Origin of the sequence: Streptomyces sp. Je 1-332 (assembly GCF_040730185.1) — a bacterium.
Classification (GTDB): Bacteria; Actinomycetota; Actinomycetes; order Streptomycetales; family Streptomycetaceae; genus Streptomyces.
This window is the reverse complement of the sequence record NZ_CP160402.1, coordinates 5,812,514-5,828,775: the sequence shown is the minus strand read 5'-3', so window position 1 is coordinate 5,828,775 and position 16,262 is coordinate 5,812,514. Positions and strand designations below refer to the sequence as shown.

The 16,262-nt window shown below is 70.6% G+C and carries 15 protein-coding genes; 6 read left to right on the top strand and 9 right to left on the bottom strand.

Annotation, left to right across the window (positions count from 1 at the left end; genetic code table 11):
- Positions 1-72 precede the first annotated feature (72 nt).
- Positions 73-666, top strand: coding sequence for a DUF742 domain-containing protein (locus ABXJ52_RS26475; RefSeq protein ID WP_363212490.1), 594 nt, complete (start codon positions 73-75; stop codon positions 664-666).
- The gene (locus ABXJ52_RS26470) at positions 647-1,231 is read left to right on the top strand and encodes an ATP/GTP-binding protein (protein WP_190084708.1); all 585 of its coding nucleotides are present in this window, start codon (positions 647-649) and stop codon (positions 1,229-1,231) included. The genes ABXJ52_RS26475 and ABXJ52_RS26470 overlap by 20 nt, the downstream gene beginning before the upstream one ends.
- A 182-nt stretch (positions 1,232-1,413) precedes the next feature.
- Here the strand turns inward: ABXJ52_RS26470 and ABXJ52_RS26465 are convergent, their stop codons facing one another.
- Positions 1,414-1,611 (bottom strand): acyl-CoA carboxylase subunit epsilon, encoded by a 198-nt coding sequence (locus ABXJ52_RS26465; protein WP_367045167.1) that lies wholly within the window; start codon positions 1,609-1,611, stop codon positions 1,414-1,416.
- Between the two features lie 32 nt (positions 1,612-1,643).
- A complete protein-coding gene (locus ABXJ52_RS26460) occupies positions 1,644-3,239 on the bottom strand; it encodes an acyl-CoA carboxylase subunit beta (protein WP_367045166.1) in 1,596 nt (531 codons plus the stop codon).
- 328 nt (positions 3,240-3,567) lie between these two features.
- On the opposite strand from ABXJ52_RS26460, the gene ABXJ52_RS26455 reads away from it, so the two are divergent.
- From ABXJ52_RS26455 to ABXJ52_RS26445, 3 genes are all read left to right on the top strand, one after another.
- Positions 3,568-4,176, top strand: coding sequence for a YceI family protein (locus ABXJ52_RS26455; protein WP_367045165.1), 609 nt, complete (start codon positions 3,568-3,570; stop codon positions 4,174-4,176).
- A 136-nt stretch (positions 4,177-4,312) separates the two neighbouring features.
- On the top strand, positions 4,313-4,849 hold the full coding sequence (locus tag ABXJ52_RS26450; protein ID WP_367045164.1) for a hypothetical protein: 537 nt from the start codon (positions 4,313-4,315) through the stop codon (positions 4,847-4,849).
- A gap of 46 nt (positions 4,850-4,895) precedes the next feature.
- A complete protein-coding gene (locus tag ABXJ52_RS26445; protein ID WP_367045163.1) occupies positions 4,896-5,876 on the top strand; it encodes an SDR family NAD(P)-dependent oxidoreductase in 981 nt (326 codons plus the stop codon).
- Here ABXJ52_RS26445 and ABXJ52_RS26440 read toward each other — a convergent pair.
- The 7 genes from ABXJ52_RS26440 to ureA form a co-directional block, all read right to left on the bottom strand.
- Positions 5,848-6,780: an alpha/beta hydrolase gene (locus ABXJ52_RS26440; RefSeq protein WP_367045162.1), complete on the bottom strand. Its 933-nt coding sequence runs from the start codon at positions 6,778-6,780 to the stop codon at positions 5,848-5,850. The genes ABXJ52_RS26445 and ABXJ52_RS26440 overlap by 29 nt on opposite strands.
- 78 nt (positions 6,781-6,858) lie before the next feature.
- Complete coding sequence (locus ABXJ52_RS26435) at positions 6,859-8,181, bottom strand: hypothetical protein (RefSeq protein WP_367049288.1); 1,323 nt, start codon at positions 8,179-8,181, stop codon at positions 6,859-6,861.
- Between the two features lie 104 nt (positions 8,182-8,285).
- Positions 8,286-9,890 carry a citramalate synthase gene (cimA, locus tag ABXJ52_RS26430; protein WP_367045161.1) on the bottom strand — a complete coding sequence of 535 codons (1,605 nt, stop codon included), beginning with the start codon at positions 9,888-9,890 and terminating at the stop codon, positions 8,286-8,288.
- 381 nt (positions 9,891-10,271) lie between these two features.
- Positions 10,272-10,901 (bottom strand): TetR/AcrR family transcriptional regulator, encoded by a 630-nt coding sequence (locus tag ABXJ52_RS26425; protein ID WP_367045160.1) that lies wholly within the window; start codon positions 10,899-10,901, stop codon positions 10,272-10,274.
- A gap of 14 nt (positions 10,902-10,915) precedes the next feature.
- A complete protein-coding gene (locus ABXJ52_RS26420) occupies positions 10,916-11,953 on the bottom strand; it encodes an agmatine deiminase family protein (protein WP_367045159.1) in 1,038 nt (345 codons plus the stop codon).
- 11 nt (positions 11,954-11,964) lie between these two features.
- Positions 11,965-13,686 carry an urease subunit alpha gene (locus ABXJ52_RS26415; protein WP_367045158.1) on the bottom strand — a complete coding sequence of 574 codons (1,722 nt, stop codon included), beginning with the start codon at positions 13,684-13,686 and terminating at the stop codon, positions 11,965-11,967.
- On the bottom strand, positions 13,683-14,387 hold the full coding sequence (gene ureA, locus ABXJ52_RS26410) for an urease subunit gamma (RefSeq protein WP_367045157.1): 705 nt from the start codon (positions 14,385-14,387) through the stop codon (positions 13,683-13,685). The genes ABXJ52_RS26415 and ureA overlap by 4 nt, the downstream gene beginning before the upstream one ends.
- A gap of 162 nt (positions 14,388-14,549) precedes the next feature.
- On the opposite strand from ureA, the gene ABXJ52_RS26405 reads away from it, so the two are divergent.
- Entirely contained in the window at positions 14,550-15,968 is a 1,419-nt protein-coding gene (locus ABXJ52_RS26405) for a cytosine permease (protein ID WP_367045156.1), read from the top strand.
- Positions 15,969-16,262 lie beyond the last annotated feature (294 nt).

Sequence of the window (16,262 nt, the reverse complement as noted above, 5' to 3'; positions counted from 1 at the left end):
CGTCCCGTGGCCGTAAGGTTTCGGGACGCGGCTCCAGAGTGATGGTGCCCGGCACAGTCGGAGGAGGAGTACGTGGCAGGCTCAGGAACACCCCCGGACGGTTCGTCATCGGCCAACTGGTCGCCTGGTCACGGCCAGGGGCAGGGGCCGCACGACGGGGCGCCCAACCGTTACAACTTCCCCTCCGCGCCCAGCCAGCACCGCAGGCCCTACCAGCAGCCGCAGCAGCCGGGCCCCCGCCAGAGCCCGTACGAGCAGCCTCACACCCCCAGGATCCAGCCAGTGCAACCACAGCGACGCGCGCCCGAGTCGGCGCCCGCTGCGAGCAACCCCCTGGTGCGCCCGTACGCCATGACGGGCGGCCGCACCAGGCCCCGTTACCAGCTCGCCATCGAGGCGCTGGTGCACACCACCGCCCAACCGCACCAGTTGCAGGGCCAGTTGCCCGAGCATCAGCGGATCTGCAATCTGTGCCGCGAGATCAAGTCAGTCGCTGAGATCTCGGCACTTCTCACCATTCCTCTCGGCGTCGCCCGAATCCTCGTAGCCGACCTGGCGGAGGCCGGACTTGTCGCCATCCATCAGCCTGGCGGCGACGAGTCCGCCGGCGGCCAGCCAGACGTGACACTGCTCGAAAGGGTGCTCAGTGGACTTCGCAAGCTCTAGCGGCGGAGCAACAGCCCGCTCCACCACCTCCGCGAAGATCGTGGTGGCGGGCGGCTTCGGCGTGGGCAAGACCACGTTCGTCGGGGCGGTCTCTGAGATCAACCCGCTGCGCACCGAGGCCGTCATGACGTCCGCCTCCGCGGGCATCGACGACCTCACCCACACCGGGGACAAGACCACCACCACGGTGGCCATGGACTTCGGCCGCATCACCCTGGACCAGGACCTGATCCTGTACCTCTTCGGTACGCCGGGTCAGGACCGCTTCTGGTTCATGTGGGACGACCTGGTCCGTGGCGCGATCGGCGCGGTGGTCCTGGTCGACACCCGCCGTCTCGCCGACTGCTTCCCGGCGGTCGACTACTTCGAGAACTCGGGCCTGCCCTTCGTCATCGCCCTCAACGGCTTCGACGGCCACCAGCCGTACACGCCGGACGAGGTGCGCGAGGCGCTGCAGATCGGCCCGGACACTCCGATCATCACGACGGACGCCCGTCACCGCGCGGACGCCAAGAGCGGCCTGATCACGCTCGTGGAGCACGCGCTGATGGCGCGGCTGCGCTAGCGGTCCTTGCCCGTACGCGAATGGGCCTCGCACCCTCAGGTGGGTGCGGGGCCCGTCGTCTTTGTCTGCGAGCGGGTCGGATGCGGCGCCGGCGCCCCGTGAAGCCGTCGTGGAGGGATATGGCAGGGCCCCGCACCGGGAGTCGGTGCGGGGCCCTGCTGAGTGCTGTGAGGCGGTGGGGCTCAGCCCTGCCAGCTGTGCGGGGCGCGGAAGCCGGGCGAGCGCTCCAGGCGGCGCCAGCCGGCCTTGTCGCGGCCTCGGCGGGGCGTGGGGGCCTGCGCGGTGGCGGCGGCGCTACGGGCCAGCAGGATCGCCGTGATGGCGGCGACCTCCTCGGGCTCGGCATGGCCCTTCTCGACGCGGATGTCGGGAGTGTTCATGTGCAGCGTTCTCCTTGTGGGCTACTGCAGGACTACTGCGGGGGGTTGCCGTGCTTGCGCGACGGAAGGTCTGCGTGCTTGTTGCGGAGCATCGCGAGGGAGCTGATGAGCACCTCGCGGGTGGCGGCGGGGTCGATCACGTCGTCGACCAGTCCGCGCTCGGCCGCGTAGTAGGGGTGCATGAGCTCGGCCTTGTACTCCTTGACCATCTTCTGCCGCATGGCCTCGGGGTCCTCGGCCGCCGCGATCTGCCGGCGGAAGATGACGTTGGCGGCGCCCTCGGCGCCCATCACCGCGATCTCGTTGGTGGGCCAGGCGTAGGTCAGGTCGGCGCCGATGGACTGGGAGTCCATGACGATGTACGCGCCGCCGTAGGCCTTGCGCAGGATCAGCGAGATACGCGGCACGGTGGCGTTGCAGTACGCGTAGAGCAGCTTGGCGCCGTGGCGGATGATCCCGCCGTGCTCCTGGTCCACGCCCGGCAGGAAGCCCGGGACGTCGAGGAGCGTCACGATGGGGATGTTGAAGGCGTCGCACATCTGGACGAAGCGGGCCGCCTTCTCGGAGGCCTCGATGTCCAGGACCCCGGCCAGGGACTGCGGCTGGTTGGCGACGATGCCCACCACCTTGCCGTCCAGGCGGGCCAGGGCGCAGATGATGTTGCGCGCCCAGCGCTCGTGGACCTCGAGGTAGTCGCCCTCGTCGACGAGTTCCTCGATGACCTTGGCCATGTCGTACGGACGGTTGCCGTCGGCCGGGACCAGGTCGAGCAGGACGTCCGAGCGGCGGTCCGCCGGGTCGTCCGTCTCGTGGGTGGGCGGGTTCTCGCGGTTGTTCGACGGCAGCATCGAGATGAGGTAGCGGACCTCGGCGAGGCAGGTCTCCTCGTCGTCGTACGCGAAGTGGCAGACGCCGCTGGTCTCGGCGTGCACGTCCGCGCCGCCGAGGCCGTTCTGCGTGATCTCCTCGCCGGTCACCGCGCGGACCACGTCCGGTCCGGTGATGAACATCTGCGAGGTCTCGCGCACCATGAACACGAAGTCCGTCAGGGCCGGCGAGTAGGCCGCGCCGCCCGCGCACGGGCCCATCATCACGCTGATCTGCGGGATGACGCCCGAAGCCCGGGTGTTGCGCTGGAAGATGCCGCCATACCCGGCGAGCGCGGAGACGCCCTCCTGGATACGGGCACCGGCCCCGTCGTTCAGGGAGACGAGCGGGGCACCGGCCGCGATGGCCATGTCCATGATCTTGTGGATCTTCGTGGCATGCGCCTCGCCCAGCGCGCCGCCGAAGATACGGAAGTCGTGGGCGTAGACGAAGACCGTGCGGCCCTCGACCGTGCCCCAGCCGGTGATGACACCGTCCGTGTACGGCTTCTTCGTCTCAAGGCCGAACCCGGTCGCCCGGTGCCGGCGCAACTGCTCGACCTCCTGGAACGACCCCGCGTCCAGAAGCAGCTCGATCCGCTCGCGCGCGGTCAGCTTGCCCTTGGCGTGCTGGGCCTTCGTCGCCTTCTCGCTCGGGCCGCGCAGCGCCTCCGCACGGATCGCGTGCAGCTCGGCCACGCGCCCACGCGCATCGGTGGGCTCGCCGTCGGGAGAAGAAGCGGTGTCGTCCAAAACGGTCATGTAGTGACCTTACGAAGCGGGCCCATGGAAACGGACCGTCGACTCTGCACAGTCTCCGGCCCGTTTTCCTGGCACCCCCGAACAGAAGCCCTCCGCTGTACACGCGAAGTGACTGCTCAGGGCCGTCTATGGCTGTAGGGATCCAACAAAGGGGTGCGTGAGAGACACCTCACAACGGTGCTCGCCGCGCGGAGCCATGCGTGTTCACTTCGCCACGCTCCGCCATAGGTTGAATGTTGAACTGAATCGCGTTAGAGTCAATCTCGTTGAACATTCAACAGACAGCCAACTCCCTCGTAGCTCGCAGCTCGTCCCCCAAGGAGCAGTCATGGGTCTCTTCGGCCGTAACAACGAAACCACCACCGCTACCGCAACCGCTCCGGTCAACCCGGAGCTGGCCGCCCTGACCGGCGAGTACGCGATCGACCCCTCGCACACCTCGATCGGCTTCGTCGCCCGCCACGCCATGGTCACGAACGTCAAGGGCTCCTTCACCGACGTCGCGGGCACGCTGCACCTGGACGGCACGGACCCCGCCGAGTCCACCGCTTCCATCGACGTGCAGATGGCCAGCATCGACACGGGGAGCGCCGACCGTGACGGTCACCTGAAGAGCGCGGACTTCTTCAAGGTCGACGAGTTCCCGGAGATGACCTTCCGCTCCACGAAGGCGGAGGCGCTGGGCGGCGACGACTACCGCATCACCGGTGATCTGACGATCCTCGGCACCACGAAGCCGCTCGCCATCGACCTCGAGTTCAACGGCTCGGCCACGGACCCCTTCGGGAACGAGCGGGTCGGCTTCGAGGGCAAGGCGGAGATCCTCCGCTCGGAGTGGGGCCTTACGTGGAACGCCGCGCTGGAGACGGGCGGGGTTCTTGTCTCCGACAGGATCAAGCTGCGGTTCGACATTTCCGCGATTCGTTCTGGCTCCTGATTTTTGCTGGCTCCTGAGCCTTGGGCTGTATTCGTGCCGCCGCTTCGCGGCGGATGTTTTCCCGCCCACCCGCCCGATTGCCCCGTAGTGCCAAGGGGGGTGGGTGGGTGGCTCGGTACTCCTATAGCGTTCCGTCGTGTCGGACTTCGTACAGCAACTGCCCGCCCTGATAGGCGTGATCGTCGGTGCGCTCGGTTCGTATCTGGCGATCACCCGCGGTGACCGGGCCCGCTTCCAGCGGGAGCAGGCTGCCCGTTGGGAGGAGCGGCGCCTCGCCGTCTACGGCGACTACGCCCGCGTCGTGAAGCAGACGGTCACGCTCACCTACCGCGTCGCGGCCCACCTCGGCAACGACCCGCACCCCCATCCCCTGACCCCGGAGGAAGCGGCTCCGCACCTTGCGGAGGCCGCCATCGCGCGGGATCCGGCCGGTGAGGCGCTGTTGATGCTCGGTACGCCGGACGTGGTGGACAAGGCGCGGGTCTGGATCCTCACCGTCATCGAGATGGAGCGCTTCCTGCGCGAGGGCATCCGGGACCCCGGCGCCTGGTCCGCCCTCCTGGAGCGGCAGCGGACGTCGCGCGAGGGCTACTACCAGGCGGTGCGGCGCGACTTGGCGCTCCCGCCGGGGCATTCCGGCAGCTGGTCCGTCTCGTCGACGCAGGGCGCTTGAGGCACGTCTTGCGTTGGAGCGCGGTCCAGCTTCTAGCGTGACGCGCATGACCACACGGCAAGAGCCACAGCACAGGACCGGCAGCGGGTTCGGCGCGCTGAGCACGGCGGACGACGTACTCGGCGGGATCGATCTCTCGGGCAGGACGGCGCTGGTCACCGGCGGCTACTCGGGTCTCGGCCTGGAGATCACCCGGGCGCTCGTCCGGGCGGGCGCGCACGTCGTCGTCCCGGCACGCAGGCCCCGTATCGCGGAAGAGGCGTTGCGCGGCACGGACCGCGTGGAGGTGGGGGCGCTGGACCTGGCCGACCAGGAGAGCGTGCGGCTCTTCGCCGATCGGTTCCTCGCGACGCGCAGCGCCCTCGACATCCTCGTCAACAACGCCGGCGTGATGGCGTGCCCCGAGACCCGCGTCGGCCCGGACGGGACGTGGGAGTCCCACTTCGCGATCAATCACCTGGGCCACTTCGCCCTGGTCAACCGCCTCTATCCGGCGCTGAGTCGGAGTACCGACGCACGCGTCGTGTCCGTGGCCTCCTCCGGTCATTTCCTCTCCGGCATCCGCTGGGCGGACCCACACTTCCACGAGGGGTATGACCGCTGGCTCGCCTACGCCCAGTCCAAGACGGCGAACGCGCTCTTCGCCGTGCACCTCGACTCCCTGGGCGCGGCGGGCGCCGGCCCGCGGGCCTTCGCCGTCCACCCCGGCAGCATCCTCACGCCCCTCCAACGCCACATCCCCCGCGCGGAGCAGATCGCGCAGGGCTGGGTGACCGCCGACGGCACCCCCGCGCAGGGCTTCAAGACCCCGGCGCAGGGCGCGGCCACGGCGGTCTGGGCGGCGACGTCACCGCTGCTCGACGGTCGCGGCGGCGCGTACTGCCAGGACTGCGATGTCGCGGAGCCCGCGCTGACGGATGACATGCTGACCGGCGGCGTGAAGCCCTGGGCGACGGACCCCGAAGCGGCCGCCCGCCTCTGGCAACTGTCGGCCGAACTCACGGGGTTGGGGAATCCGCTGCGGTGACCTGGCTGCCATCCTGCCGGGCGGACTCAGTGTGCGTCAGGATCGCTTTCGCGAGCGGGTCCTGTACCGCCGGGGGCAGCGCGTGGCCCATGCCCGGGATCTCCACGACGTGGGTCGCGCCGCCGCCGATGACCTGGGCCAGGTGGTGCGCGTGCGGGGGCGGGAAGACCGGTTCGGCCGGGGCGGAGACGACCAGCGTGGGGACCTTCGTGTCGGCCAGTTCGTCGGTGCGGAGCATGTGGGAGTCGTCGGCGCGGGCGTGCGCCGTCGAGGCGACGTGGGTGCCTGTGTGGGTGATGATCCGGCGCTCCAGGTCGCGGAAGTACGTGTCATCCACGTCGAGTTGGCCTCCGTTCAGGACCCGCCAGTGCTCCACCCTGCGGTCGAGTTCGGCCTCCACCCCCGCGTCCTCGACCGGACGCGACCACATCTCCAGGACTTCCGGTGCGATGCCGGGGAGTTCCCCAACGGGGACTTCGGTTCCGTCCGGAGCCACGTACGGTGCTTCGCTGAGCGCGCAGGTGCCGATCAGGGTGGCGCTGAGGACGCGCTCCGGGTGGTCGGCCAGCACCAGTTGGGTCAGCATCCCGCCGAGCGACATGCCCACCAGGTGTGCGCGCTCCACTCCCAGACCGTCCAGGACGGCCACCGCGTCACGCGCCAAGTCCGTTATCGGGTACGGGCGTTGATCGTACGTCGACGTGGAGCGGCCGGTGTCCCTGTGGTCGTAACGGATGACCTGATGCCGGGCTGCGAGTGCGTCGGCCAGGGTGTCGGGCCAGCCGAGGCCGGAGGCCTGGGCGCCCATGACCAGGAGCAGGGCGGGAGCGTCAGGTGCACCGCGCCGTTCCGTCCACAGGCGGACGCCGGGGGCTGCTTCGACGTACTGCTGCCGGGGCTCCATGGGATGACCTTCCGTAGCTACGAGGCATTCATTAAGACGATACGTATCGTCTCGCAAATGCCTCGCGCCGTCAACCCGCTAGAACCCGCCGCCCCCGAAGTCCCCTCCCCCGCCGCCGAAGTCTCCGCCACCGCCCCCGAAGCCGCCGCCGAAGTCCCCGGAGTCGAAGTCCGAGCCCGAGTAGTCGCCGCCGTCGTACCCGGCGCCCGCGCCGCCACCGAAGTCGCCGTAACCGCCGCCGTAGTCCGCCGCGTACGCGGGGCTCGCCATCATGCCGCCCAGCATCGTGCCGATCAGGAGGCCCGGCAGCATGCCGCCGCCGAAGTAGCCGCCGGCCCAGGGTCCGTACGCCGGGCCCGCATCCCAGTACGGGCGCCGCTCCCCCGACTCCGTGGCCACCGTCCGGGACATCGGCTCCTCGCCGTCCGCGAGGCGCGTCGCGTCCGCCAGGCACACCGGGACCGTCCGCTCGGCCCCGCCCGGCGGCGCCCACTGGGCGTCCTTCACCGACGGCCCGTGCCGCGGGTCGAAGAAGCAGGGGGCGCGCCGCTCCGGCAGCGGGCGGCCCTCACGGCGCGCGGCGAGCAGGGCGAGCGAGAAGCGGCCGTCCTCCAGGGACTGGGTGACGGCCCGTACCTCCTCGGGGCGCTCCGCCGCCGCCATGAACGACTTCGCCTTCTCGTACGAGTCGAGGGCCCGTTCGTAGTCCGCGCGCATCGCGTCGTCCGCTCCCGCCTCCCCGGGGTGGAAGTCGAGGCGGTCCAACTCCTCGCCGTACGCCGTGATGTCCTCGTCCACAACGACCCGCAGCTTCTCAAGCGCGACCCGCTGTTCCTCGGCCTTGCGCCGTCGGTTCCGCCGGACCACCGCGTACGTGGCACCGCCGCCCGCGACGAGCACCGCGCCGACACCGATCAGCGCGCCCACGGGAGTGCCGTCGTCGGCACCGGCGTCCCAGGACGCGGGCGCCGAGCCGCGGGTGTCCTTCACCGCCTGGTCGACGAAGTCGTTGAGCTGGGTCTTGGTGTTGGGCACGTCCCCGTAGGTCGCGACGAGGTTCGAGACGGCCGCGTTGCTCAGGACCTGCCGGTCGGCCTTCGCGTCGAACGCGTCGCCGAGGCGGATCCCGTACACACCGGTCACGCCGGTCTCGGTGCGCAGCTTCTGGAAGAGGTCCTGCTTGGGGAAGTCGGCGGGCAGCACCGCGACGAACACGGGCTTGTCGGCGTCCTTGATCTTCTCCGCGATGGCATCCGCGTCGGCCTCGGACAGCTGTTCCGAGGCGTCCGGATCCACGTACACCGGGCTCTTCTCCCAGGCGTCGGCCACCGCGGGGACACTGGTGGCGGCCGCGGCCCCGGGCGCCGCCGTGAACGACACGGCACCCAGGGACAGGAGCATCCCGGACAGCGCGACAAATATTCGCTTCGTCCCATTGCTCATACTTCGAAGCTAACGCAGTCGAGCCCCCGGCGGCGGTCCGCGACCGCCTCCGTTTCCGGTGACTACTCCACCGGCTCGACGCCCGCGCGCAGCAGACCGAAGGTGTACGCGTCCTCGAGCGCCTGCCACGACGCCGCGATCACGTTCTCCGCGACACCCACCGTCGACCACTCGCCGTCACCGTCGCTGGTGGAGATCAGCACCCGGGTCGTGGACGACGTGCCGTGCTTGCCCTCCAGGATGCGCACCTTGTAGTCGACCAGCTCCATCTTGGCGAGCTGGGGGTAGATCCGCTCCAGGCCGACACGGAGCGAGCGGTCGAGCGCGTTGACCGGGCCGTTGCCCTCCGCCGTGGCGACGATGCGCTCGCCCTTGGCCCACAGCTTCACGGTCGCCTCGTTCGCGTGCGTGCCGTCGGGGCGGTCCTCGACGATGGCCCGCCAGGACTCGACGCGGAAGTAGCGCCGGGCCCGGCCCTCGACCTCCTCACGGAGCAGCAGCTCGAAGGACGCGTCGGCTGCCTCGTACGTGTATCCGCTGAGCTCGCGCTCCTTGACCCGCTCCACGACCCGGCCCACCAGGTCCCGGTCGTCGCCCAGGTCGATCCCGAGCTCCTTGCCCTTGAGCTCGATGGAGGCGCGTCCCGCCATGTCCGAGACCAGCATCCGGATGCGGTTGCCCACCAGGTCCGGGTCGATGTGCTGGTAGAGGTCAGGGTCGACCTTGATCGCGGAGGCGTGCAGGCCCGCCTTGTGGGCGAAGGCCGATACGCCCACGTACGGCTGGTGGGTGGAGGGCGTGAGGTTCACGACCTCGGCGATGGCGTGCGAGACGCGGGTCATCTCGCGCAGCGCGCCCTCGGGCAGGACCCGCATGCCGTACTTGAGCTCCAGGGCGCCGACCACGGGGAAGAGGTTGGCGTTGCCGACCCGCTCGCCGTAGCCGTTGGCGGTGCACTGCACGTGCGTGGCACCGGCGTCCACGGCGGCGAGGGTGTTGGCGACCGCGCACCCCGTGTCGTCCTGCGCGTGGATGCCGAGCCGGGCACCGGTGTCGGCGATGACGGTGCCGACGATGGCCTTGACCTGGGCGGGGAGCATGCCGCCGTTGGTGTCGCACAGGACTACGACGTCGGCGCCCGCCTCGGAGGCCGTGCGCACGACGGCTTTCGCGTACTCGGGGTTGGCGCGGTAGCCGTCGAAGAAGTGCTCGCAGTCGACGAAGACGCGCCGCCCCTGGTCACGGAGGTAGGCGACGGTGTCGCGCACCATCTCCAGGTTCTCCTCCAGGGTGGTGCGCAAGGCGAGCTCGACGTGCCGGTCATGGGCTTTGGCGACGAGCGTGATGACCGGGGCGCCGGACTCGAGCAGGGCGTTGACCTGCGGGTCCGTGGCCGCCGAGCCACCGGCGCGACGCGTGGCGCCGAAAGCGACGAGCTGGGCGTGCCGGAAGGTGATCTCTTGCTGCGCGCGGGCGAAGAACTCGGTGTCGCGGGGGTTGGCGCCCGGCCAGCCGCCCTCGATGAAGCCCACGCCGAAGTCGTCCAGGTGCCGGGCGATGGTCAGCTTGTCCGCGACGGTCAGGTTGATTCCCTCGCGCTGCGCGCCGTCGCGCAGCGTGGTGTCAAAGACGTGGAACGCATCGTCGGGTGTGCTGGTTTCCGTCATGCTGATCTGGCTCCTGTGTCGGATCTCGGTCTACCGGAATGACCGGCTCCACCGCCTCAATGATCCCCCGCGCTCCGCGTCCGGCTGATGTTGGGCCAGGAAACGAAAAAACCCCTCGTGGGTACGAGAGGTTTGCGCGCGGGTCTGAGAGACGACGGTGTCCGCCCGTACATGGTGGTACGAGACGGTCACTGCGGACCGGCGCGCCTGCTGCCAATAATCATGGCGAACGAGAGCACGGTGGCAGCCTGCCACAGCCCGCACACACCGCGCTGCCCCGTCTCACGATGCGGGCGTACGTGGACGGCAGGGGCCACCTCGACGCGGGCGACGCGCGGGACGCGCCGCCCTTCCGGGACAATCCGCAGGAACGCGTACAACCTAGACGGGGGTCGCCGGGTCCCGGGAGCCGGAGACGAGCGCTCCGTCCAGGAACTCCCGTACGTGCGCCAGGATCTGCTCACGCCCCGTGCCGCGCAGACCGATCGCCACGTGGATGGAGAAGCCGTCCAGGAGCGCCCGCAGCCGGGTCGCGAACCGGTCGGGGTCCAGCGGCCCGAACTCGCCCCGCGACACGCCCTCGGCGAGCAGCGCCACCAGATCGCGGTGCCAGGCGCTCTCGATGGCGACCTGGCGGTCACGCTCGTCCTCGTCGGCGTTCAGGGAGCGGTTCCAGACCTCCAGCCAGAGCGTCCAGTGGGGGTCGCCGGGCGCGTCGGGTACGTACAGGTCGACGTACGCGTCGAGCCGCTCGCGCGCCGTGCCCTGCCGGGCGAGCAGCCGGCCGCGCTCGGCGCCGAGCGCGGACTCGCTCCACTCCAGGGTGCGCAGGAGCAGCTCGTCCTTGGTGCGGAAGTAGTAGAGGAGGTGGCCGCTGCTCATGCCGACCTCACGGCCGAGCGCGGCCATGGTCAGTTTCTCCAGGCCGCGCTCGGCGATCATCTCCATGGCGGCGGCGAGGACGTCCTCGCGCGGTGGGGCGTTCTTCCGCGCGCGGGCCTGGCCTGCCATAGCGTTCTCCTCGATCACACCTTCGGCTGCTGCTGGGTGATGCAGTGGATGCCACCACCCCCGGCAAAGATCGTACGGGCGTCGACGAGCGTCACCGTACGGTCGGGGAAGAGACCGCGGAAGATGCCGGCCGCGAGCTCGTCGTGGGGGTCGCCGAAGGCGCACAGGACGACGCCGCCGTTGCAGAGGTAGTGGTTGATGTAGGAGTAGTCGACCCATCCCTCGTCGTCCTTCAGGACGGTCGGGGCGGGCACCTCGACGATCCGCAGGGTGCGGCCGCGCGCGTCCGTCTGTCCGGTCAGGGCGGCGACGACCTCCTTGCTGACCTCGAAGTCCGGGTGGGCGGGGTCGCGCTGGGAGTGCACGAGGACGACACCCGGCGCGGCGAAGGCGGCGACGATGTCGACGTGGCCGAGCGTGCCGAAGCCGTGCCCGGGATAGTCGGCGGTGAGGCCGCGCGGCAGCCAGATCGCCTTCGTGGTGCCGAGGCGGGCGTGGATCTCCGCCTCGACCTGCTCCTTGGTCCACCCGGGGTTGCGCTCGGGGCCCAGCTGCACCGTCTCGGTGAGCAGGACGGTGCCCTCGCCGTCGACGTGGATGCCGCCGCCCTCGTTCACCAGCGTCGAGGGGTAGGTCCGGGCCCCTGCGAGGTCGGCGACGTACGCGCCGATCTTCGCGTCGTGGTCCCAGCGGGCCCATTCCTGGGCGCCCCAGCCGTTGAACGTCCAGTCGACGGCGGCGAGGCGGCCCTTTCCGTCGGTGAGGAAGGTCGGCCCGATGTCCCGCATCCAGGCGTCGTCGAGCTCCCGCTCCACCACCTCGATGTCCGGGCCGAGCAGCTCGCTCGCGTACGCGGACTGCGCGGGTCCGCAGACCACGGTGACCGGCTCGAAGCGGCGTACGGCCCGGGCGACGTTCGCCCAGGCGAGGCGGGACTCGTCCAGGCCCGAGGGGTCGTCGAAGGTCGGGTTGGGGCACGGCCACGCCATCCAGGTGCGCTCGTGCGGGGACCACTCGGCGGGCATGCGGAAGCCGTCGGCGGCTGCGCTCATGACGTACACCCTTAAAGGAAGTAGAGGCGGTTGAGGGAGACGGAGTCGGCGGGCTCGGACCGGACCGGGTCGCCGTCGAGCGTGACGAGGCCGGAGCGCTGGTCGACGTCGATGGAGCCGGTGCGGGAGTTGAGCCGCAGGTCGGCGGGGCCGATGCCCCGGGTGCCCCGCACGGCGACGCGGCGCCGCCGGGTCGGCATCTTGTCGTTGCCCTGGTCGACGGCGGCCTGCGCGACGAAGGCCACGGAGATGTCGGCGGGCGTCGCGCCGTACGAGCCGAACTGCGGCCCGAGGACGAGGGGTTCGCAGGTGTCGGTCGCGGCGTTCGGATCGCCTACGACGCCATAGGCGGGGAAGCCGGACTTCAGGATCAACTGCGGCTTGGCGCCGAAGTACTCGGGCCGCCAGAGCGCGATGTCGGCCATCTTGCCGACCTCGATGGAGCCGACCTCGTGGGCGAGGCCGTGGGCGATGGCGGGGTTGATGGTCAGCTTGGCCATGTAGCGCAGGACGCGCGCGTTGTCGTCGTGCGCGCCGTCACCGTCCATGGGCCCGAAGTCGGCCTTCATCTTCCCGGCCATCGCGAAGGTCCTGCGTACGGTCTCGCCCCCGCGCCCCATGCCCTGCGCGTCGGACGAGGTGATGCCGATGGCGCCCAGGTCGTGCAGTACGTCCTCCGCGCCCATGGTCCCGGCGCGGATGCGGTCGCGGGCCATCGCCGCGTCGCCCGGCAGATCGGTCTTCAGGTCGTGGACCGAGACGATCATGCCGTAGTGCTCGGCGACGGCGTCGCGCCCGAAGGGCAGTGTGGGGTTGGTGGAGGAGCCGATCACGTTCGGCACGCCCGCCATCTTCAGGACGTTCGGCACGTGCCCGCCGCCGCAGCCCTCGATGTGGAAGGCGTGGATGGTGCGCCCTTCGAGGACCTTCAGGGTGTCCTCGACGGACAGGCACTCGTTCAACCCGTCGCTGTGCAGGGCGACTTGGACGTCGTGCTCCTCGGCCACCCGAAGAGCCGTGTCCAACGCCCGCGTGTGCGCGCCCATGTCCTCGTGCACCTTGAAGCCCGACGCGCCGCCCTCGGCGAGGGCCTCGATCAGGGGCGCGTCGTGCGAGGACGAACCCCGGCCGAGGAAGCCGATGTTGACCGGCCAGGCGTCGAAGGCGTTGAACGCGTGCTTGAGCGCCCAGGGCGAGTTGACGCCGACGCCCCACACGGGCCCGAACTCCTGGCCGATGATCGTGGTGACGCCGGAGGCGAGGGAAGCCTCCATGATGCGCGGCGAGAGCAGATGGACGTGGGTGTCCACGGCTCCGGCCGTGGCGATGAGCCCCTCGCCCGAGACGATGGACGTGCCGGTGCCGACGACGACGTCGACGCCGTCGAGGGTGTCGGGGTTGCCGGCCCGCCCGATGGCGTGGATGCGGCCTTCCCGGATACCGATCGACACCTTGCGGATGCCCTGCACGGCGTCGATCACCAGGACGTTGCTGATCACGACGTCACAGGTCTCGCGGACGGCGGCGGCCTTCAGATGCAGTCCGTCGCGGGCGGTCTTGCCGAACCCGGCGAGGAACTCGTCGCCGTACCGCTGGGAGTCGGACTCGACGCGGACCGTGAGGCCCGAATCGCCGAGCCGGACGTGGTCGCCGGCTCGGGGGCCGTGCGTGGCGGCGTACTCGTACGGGGTGAGGCGGCGCGGTTCCGCGGGGTGGCCTCCGGGGCGGCTCATCGCTCGACCTCCTGCTCAGTGGTTTCCGGTATGCCGAGGTAGCCGCAGGCGGCGGCGCGGCGCAGGGCCTCTTCGCGGGCGCCCGGCGCGTCCAGCGGGCCGTCGACCAGGCCGGCGAAGCCGATCGCGATCCGCTCGCCGCCGATCGGAAGCAGCCCGACCTCGGCGCTCTCGCCGGGCCCGAAGCGGACCGAGGACCCGGCGGGCACGGCCAGGCGCATGCCGTACGCGTCCGCCCGGTCGAAGTCGAGCCGGGGGTTGGCCTCGAAGAAGTGGAAGTGCGAGGTGACGGAGACGGGCACGGTGGCGGTGTTGCGCACCGTGAGCTTCCGGGTCGGCGCGGCCTCCTCGTGCTCGGGTCCTGGAAGCAGCGCCCCCGGAGCCTGACTGCCCAGCCCCTCCCCGATCGGTTCCGCGACGACCGCGAGCCGGGATCCGTCGTCGAAGACGGCTTCCACGTGCACCTCGGTCACCACGTCCGCAACGCCCGGCAGGACGTCGTCGGGCCCGAGGACCGAGCGCGCGCGCTCGATCGCCTCGGCGAGCCTGGCGCCGTCGCGGGCCGCCTCGCACACCGTGTCCGCGATCAGCGCGGTCGCTTCGGGGACGTTCAGTCTCAGGCCGCGCGCCTTGCGGGCCCTGGCCAGCTCGGCCGCCCCGAAGAGCAGCAGCCGGTCGCGTTCCGTGGGGGTAAGCCGCACGCCACCACACCTCCATCATTTGAACACCACTCTAACCATGAGATTCATGTGACGGAAACATTGACGTACGAGCTTGACTCAGGTCACATTGAGCGGCACTCAAACAGTCGGACGGCGGCCTGTGTGCGCAGGCGGCCACGATCGAGCGTCAGGGGCACCCTCATGCCGATAGAACAGCGCGGAGTCGACACCATCCCGGACGGGGAACGCACCAGCGGCCCCCGTGATCTCATCTCGATCCTGCTCGGCTCCAACCTCTGCCTCGGGGTGATCGTCTTCGGCTGGCTGCCGGTGTCGTTCGGCCTCGGCTGGTGGGCGTCCGTGACGTCCGTGGTGGCGGGCACGGTGATCGGTACGGCTCTCACGGCGCCCCTGGCCCTGGTCTCGCTGCGCACGGGCACGAACCTCTCGACGTCCTCCGGTGCCCAGTTCGGTGTGCGGGGCCGGCTGGTCGGCTCGGTCGTCGGCCTCCTGCTCTCCCTCGGTTACACCGCGCTGACCATCTGGATCGGCGGCGACGTGATGGTGGGCGCGCTGCACCGCCTGACGGGCCTCCCCGCCGGCGGCCTCTCGTACGGAGCCGTGTACGCGCTCCTTGCCGCCGCCACGGTGACGGCGGCGGTGTACGGCTACCGGGTCCTGCTGCGCCTCTCGCGCGTCCTCGCGGTCGGCATGACGGCACTCCTGGTCCTCGGGGCGGTGGCCTACGCCCCCGACTTCACCACCTCCGCCCTCCCCGAGGCGGGCGGCTATCTCCTCGGCTCGTTCTGGCCGACGTGGTTGCTCGCCCTGGTGGCGGCGGGCCTGAGTGGCCCGATCGCGTTCATCACGCTGCTCGGCGACTACACGCGGTACGTCTCGCCGAGCCACCACAGCTCGCGGACGGTACTGAGGGCGTCATGGATCGGCCTGCTCGCCGGACTCCTGATCCCCCAGCTCTTCGGTACGTTCACGGCGTACGCGGCGGGCGCGGCGCTCGACTACGCCGGGCCGCTGGTCTCGGCGTCCCCCGGCTGGTACCTCATCCCGCTCCTGCTCGCCGCCTCCGCGGGGTCGGTCGGCAACGCGGGCCTGATGCTGTACTCGATGGGCCTCGACCTGGACGCGATCCTGCCGCGGGCTTCGCGGGCCCGCGCGACGTACACGGTGGCGGTGGTGGCCACGGGGTGCGTGTTCGTGGGGCACTACGCGTGGGAGGCGCAGGACGCGATGACGTCCTTCGTCCTCCTCCTCACGGCGATCGGCACGCCGTGGGCGGTGATCACCCTGATCGGCTTCGCGCGCTGCGGTGGCGTCTACGACGCGGAGGCGCTCCAGGTCTTCAACCGCCGCTCCCAGGGCGGGATCTACTGGTACCGGGGCGGCTGGAACCTCCCGGCGACGGTGAGCTGGTCCCTTGGCGCGGTGGTCGGCCTCGCGGCGGTCTCGCTCCCCTCCTACGAGGGGCCGCTGCTCTCCCTCACGGGCGGGGTGGACTGCAGTTTCCTGCTGTCGGGGGTGGTGGGGGGCGTGGCATACGTGGCCCTTGAGCGGGGCCGGGCTCCGCAGCCGGCGGAACCTGCGTTCAGCGTGACCCCCTGATCACCTGCCCCGCAGCGCCCCTGCCCGAACAAACCTCTCCCACCCACCCGCCCGATCCCCCGCATCCACTCTGCCCGAACAGACCTTTCCCACCCACCCGCCCGATTGCCCTGCGGTGACACAGGCCGGGGAGGGCCGGTGATTGGCCTGACGGGGCGGAGGAGACGGTCTTCCCGGTGGGCCGAGGATGGTTCTCCCGGCGGTGGAAAAGTTCGCCCAGCGGCAGCAGCAGCGGGTGGGGGTCCGGGGCGGGGGCGACCGGCCTGGTGGGCGGGTGGGGGGCGGTCGTTCATC

What these genes read in the sequence shown, in the direction of transcription:
- ABXJ52_RS26435 (WP_367049288.1), bottom strand. Translation starts at nt 8,181, where the DNA reads ATGCTCCTGTCCCTGGGTGCCGTGTCGTTCACGGCGGCGCCCGGGGCC.
- ABXJ52_RS26405 (WP_367045156.1), top strand. Translation starts at nt 14,550, where the DNA reads ATGCCGATAGAACAGCGCGGAGTCGACACCATCCCGGACGGGGAACGC.
- ABXJ52_RS26425 (WP_367045160.1), bottom strand. Translation starts at nt 10,901, where the DNA reads ATGGCAGGCCAGGCCCGCGCGCGGAAGAACGCCCCACCGCGCGAGGAC.
- ABXJ52_RS26415 (WP_367045158.1), bottom strand. Translation starts at nt 13,686, where the DNA reads ATGAGCCGCCCCGGAGGCCACCCCGCGGAACCGCGCCGCCTCACCCCG.
- ABXJ52_RS26445 (WP_367045163.1), top strand. Translation starts at nt 4,896, where the DNA reads ATGACCACACGGCAAGAGCCACAGCACAGGACCGGCAGCGGGTTCGGC.
- ABXJ52_RS26460 (WP_367045166.1), bottom strand. Translation starts at nt 3,239, where the DNA reads ATGACCGTTTTGGACGACACCGCTTCTTCTCCCGACGGCGAGCCCACC.
- cimA (WP_367045161.1), bottom strand. Translation starts at nt 9,890, where the DNA reads ATGACGGAAACCAGCACACCCGACGATGCGTTCCACGTCTTTGACACC.
- ABXJ52_RS26440 (WP_367045162.1), bottom strand. Translation starts at nt 6,780, where the DNA reads ATGGAGCCCCGGCAGCAGTACGTCGAAGCAGCCCCCGGCGTCCGCCTG.
- ABXJ52_RS26420 (WP_367045159.1), bottom strand. Translation starts at nt 11,953, where the DNA reads ATGAGCGCAGCCGCCGACGGCTTCCGCATGCCCGCCGAGTGGTCCCCG.
- ABXJ52_RS26465 (WP_367045167.1), bottom strand. Translation starts at nt 1,611, where the DNA reads ATGAACACTCCCGACATCCGCGTCGAGAAGGGCCATGCCGAGCCCGAG.
- ABXJ52_RS26455 (WP_367045165.1), top strand. Translation starts at nt 3,568, where the DNA reads ATGGGTCTCTTCGGCCGTAACAACGAAACCACCACCGCTACCGCAACC.